Consider the following 3924-nt stretch of genomic DNA (forward strand, 5'->3'; position numbering starts at 1 on the left):
ACCGACCTGGGCTACAAGACCGTGCTCTACGGCGAGGACGGCGCCGTGCTCTACGGCCTCCAGGAGGTGGAGGGCCTCGGCGAGAGGTTCTTCGACCGCGTGACGGGCGAGATTGCGACAAATTGTTGGATTAGTATAAGCGACTCGCATCGTGGCTATTTCAACGAAAACGGTGTTCAGCTCTTTATGATTAAAGAGGTTGAAGGAGATTCGGTTCTTGTTGATGATGACGACAATCCCTTGCATGGTCTAATCGCTCGGGATGGCTTGTCTCTTTTTGCTGATCCTGTTACTGGTGTTGTTCATACGGGCTGGTTTGAAGTTGCTGATTTCGGTCGATATTATGCTACCTCGGATTATTTTCTAATTTCAGGCGAAGCTCGACTAAATGGTTCTCCGTTTGGATATAGCGACTTCGCTTGGTATTATTTCGATGATAATTCGCATGTTCTCGTCACTGGGTGGAAATATCTTTCTGGTGGCAACAAATGGGTTTATTACAATGACTTAACTGGTTGCATGTTATATGGACAGCAGCGATTACATGCAGATGCTAACGATGTTGAGTATCATTGGTATTTATTAGATAGCTTCACAGGCGCTGCAAGTCACGGTTTTCAATGGATTAGAAATCAGCATAAGGTCGTCTATTATGACCCCATCATGTCATGGATGATTTATGGCTGGAATAGAGTTAATTCAGTTAACTATTTCTTCAATAGCATTGATGGCCATCTGCAGATGCTAGACACGGGAGACTCGAGGAAGAATAACTATATTAACTGGGCCCTCTCAATTGCTCTTGATGACTCGCATGGTTATGACCAAGCCTATCGCTGGGGAGAGCGAGGGGATTATGACTGTTCCTCTCTCGTCGTTAGCTCACTGAAGGCGGCTGGACTGAATACCGGTGGAGCAACTTATACCGGTAATATGAAATCTCAGCTCACTGCAAATGGTTTCATTTGGGTTACTGATTTTTCGGATCTTCGTGTCGGCGATATCCTGCTGAACGAGGCATTTCATACCGCCATTTATCTTGGAAATGGTATTCTCGTTCATGCGTCTGGCAATGAGTTTGATGACGCTGTCGGAGGAATCCCTGGTGATCAAACTGGTGAAGAGATTTATATCCGGACGTATTATTGGCGTCCTTGGAATGGCGTTTTGCGTTTAGTTTAGCGTTTTTGGGAATTAGTTTTCCTTTTAAGCCTGTGGTGCCGTGTGGCGCCACAGGCTTCTTATAAGACTTTAGTCCGCTGGGTGCGCAGCGGCCGGCCTTAAACCACTCACTGTGCGGGCGGAGGCAAGCGGCTTTTCAAAGCCCTCTCCGACTAATATTGACGATTGTTCAGGCCGTTGAGAATTCAAGTCGAAAGGGCGGCCGCTATTGTCCAAAAGGCCCATCGCCGTTCCCGCTTGAAGTTGATGTGTAGGTACCGCACCGTGTTCAGGCCGTAGTTTAGGCGCAAGTTGTTTTTCAACCAAATTAGGAACGATATAGGGGGTATCTTCAGGAGGCAATGCGAGTGTAAGGGGTCGTGATAATTGAGGGACACCTGATGTCCGGCTATGCGCATATGGTTCTGGCTGAGTTCCGCATAAGCGCAGCGTCGCGGGTATCATGGGCGGCCTGAAGTGGGAAAGGCTTGCTGAAAGTATTCGACAGGCATGTTGGCCTTAAGAACAAATGCGAGGACCCCTTCAAGGAGAGGGGGGGGGATGAGACTGCTGGTTTGGCCAGCGCGTCACAGGTCAAGATACACTAGACCTAGAAGAAGTCCGAGCCCGCACCTTTAATCGCGGGCTCGGGGTCTGTGGGTTATATCCTAAGAGCAAGCTCCCTTTTAGGGCTGACTCTGATTCGACATCACATAATCAGTTGTCGTCCCAAGTCCTTTGTGCAACTATGAATCTCGGGCGATGCTTAACTTCCAGATATATTTTACCGATGTACTCTCCGATAATGCCTAGAGCAATCAGCTGTACTCCACCAAAGAAGCAAATGATGCAAATGATTGAAGCCCACCCTGTGACGGCATGCTGAACAGCAACGTTGATCAAGGCCCAGATGATTCCAATAAAGCCTAGCAAGCTAAAAAGAAGTCCAGCTCCGGTTATGAAATGGATGGGTTTTTCGGACAGACTTGTTATGCCGTCAAATGCAAGATGAAGCATTTTGGTTAACGGGTAGTGGCTTTCTCCGGCAATTCGTTCCTCTCTTTTGTATTCAACCGTAGTCGATGGATACCCCACGAGTGGGACCATTCCTCTTAGAAATAGATTGACTTCATGAAACTCCTGAAGACCCGCTAGAGCCTTAGAGCCCATAAGTCGATAATCCGCATGGTTGTACACTACATTTGCGCCGAGCGCATTGAGTAGCTTGTAGAAACTCTCCGCTGAAAATCGTTTGAAAAACGTATCAGTATCTCTCGAGTTGCGAACGCCATATACGACCTCGTAACCCTCTTTGTAACAATGAATCATATCTGTGATTTTGGAGATGTCGTCTTGTCCATCGCAGTCAATGGAGATCGTGGCGTCGCACTTATGCTGCGCTTCCATTAGACCTGCTAGAAGCGCATTTTGATGGCCTCTGTTTCGGCTTAGGGATATTCCTTCAATAATCGGACTTCTTTCACTGAGCTTACAAATAATATCCCAGGTAGTGTCTTTAGATCCATCGTTTACAAATAGCACCTTCGAAAGAGGTGCTATTTCTTTTTCGTTGATGAGCGTTTGAATAATGCTTTCAAACTGCGGTGCAGTTTTCGGTAAAACCTGTTCCTCGTTATAACAAGGAATCACAAGCCATATGACTGGATTTTGTTCCATTTAAGCCCTCGCATTTCGATAAGATAATATACTTAATTATAAACAGATAATAGCAGCTGCTTTTGAATGTGTATCGATGCTCGATGTAATGCATCTCTACCAGCTTTTTTACTCGAGAGGAATGTGTTGATTACTAAAAAATATTACTTGCAAGTTCTCGTCCTTACCTTTCTTTGCTGTATCTTCCCTTTGCGTGTCGCTTCTGCTGGTCCGGTAGCGCAAGTTCCGCTTGCTCATGGAATTGATGTTAGCAGCTGGCAGGGATCAATTGATTGGGTGCGTGTTAAGTCCTCGGGCGTGCAGTTTGCTTACCTAAGAATCGGCCCTGTTTATGGTGGCCCCGATTCTTATTTTGAGCGTAATGCGAGCGAGTGTGAAAGGCTCGGAATTCCTTACGGTATTTACTACTACTCTTATGCAGGTTCAAATTCTGACGCTCGTCGTGAAGCTGATAATGTTTTAAATTGGTTGGGCGGCCATCGCCCGCAGCTTCCTATTTATATTGATGTCGAAGATAATAGAATTCTTCAAGATACTGGGTTTAATTGCAGTCAGATTGCATCAAATATATGCACTTTTGCCTCAAGGATTGAATCAGCTGGGTTTGAATCTGGAGTATATGCAAACCTATACTGGTTTAATACTTATTTGACCGACTCTTCACTTTCTAATCTCAAACACTGGGTTGCGCAATATGGTCCGGCTATGTGCTCGTATAAGAGCGACTACGTCCTTTGGCAATATACATCCTCCGGCATGATTTCGGGTATTTCTGGGAACGTTGATTGTGATTATGCTTACGATTATCCAGATGCGAACATGTATCGTCTTGCTGAAGAGAATGGCAAAACTGTCTGTTATGACTCCAATGGAGTGAAAGTAATCGGCGAACTTCGTTGGAAAGGTCATTGGTACTATTTCGACCCAAATAACGGCGGCGCAATGTCAATTGGATTTGCAGCTTTGCCGAGTGGGAAGACCGTCCTCTACGGCGGCGACGGCGCCATGCTCTACGGCGAGCAGAGGGTCGAGGGCCGCTGGTACAACTTCGACCGCGTCACAGGCGCCATGTCGACCGGCCTGACC

The 3924-nt window shown here is 46.5% G+C and carries 3 protein-coding genes; 2 read left to right on the forward strand and 1 reads right to left on the reverse strand.

Features of this window, described 5'->3' with window-relative positions; genetic code table 11:
- A partial coding sequence (locus ACTQXO_RS08625; RefSeq protein WP_441545608.1) for an NlpC/P60 family protein occupies nucleotides 1-1182 on the forward strand: 1182 nt, incomplete at its 5' end.
- Nucleotides 1183-1878: 696 nt separating this feature from the next.
- Here ACTQXO_RS08625 and ACTQXO_RS08630 read toward each other — a convergent pair.
- Nucleotides 1879-2838: a glycosyltransferase family 2 protein gene (locus ACTQXO_RS08630; protein ID WP_441545609.1), complete on the reverse strand. Its 960-nt coding sequence runs from the start codon at nucleotides 2836-2838 to the stop codon at nucleotides 1879-1881.
- A gap of 126 nt (nucleotides 2839-2964) precedes the next feature.
- Between ACTQXO_RS08630 and ACTQXO_RS08635 the strand changes: the two genes are divergently transcribed.
- A partial coding sequence (locus ACTQXO_RS08635) for a GH25 family lysozyme (RefSeq protein ID WP_441545610.1) occupies nucleotides 2965-3924 on the forward strand: 960 nt, incomplete at its 3' end.

The organism is Collinsella sp. LCP19S3_D5 (assembly GCF_052121415.1).
Taxonomy (GTDB): domain Bacteria; phylum Actinomycetota; class Coriobacteriia; order Coriobacteriales; family Coriobacteriaceae; genus Collinsella.

Bases quoted from the DNA above. Each gene is read 5' to 3' on its own strand.
- ACTQXO_RS08630 (WP_441545609.1), bottom strand. From the start codon at position 2,838: ATGGAACAAAATCCAGTCATATGGCTTGTGATTCCTTGTTATAACGAG.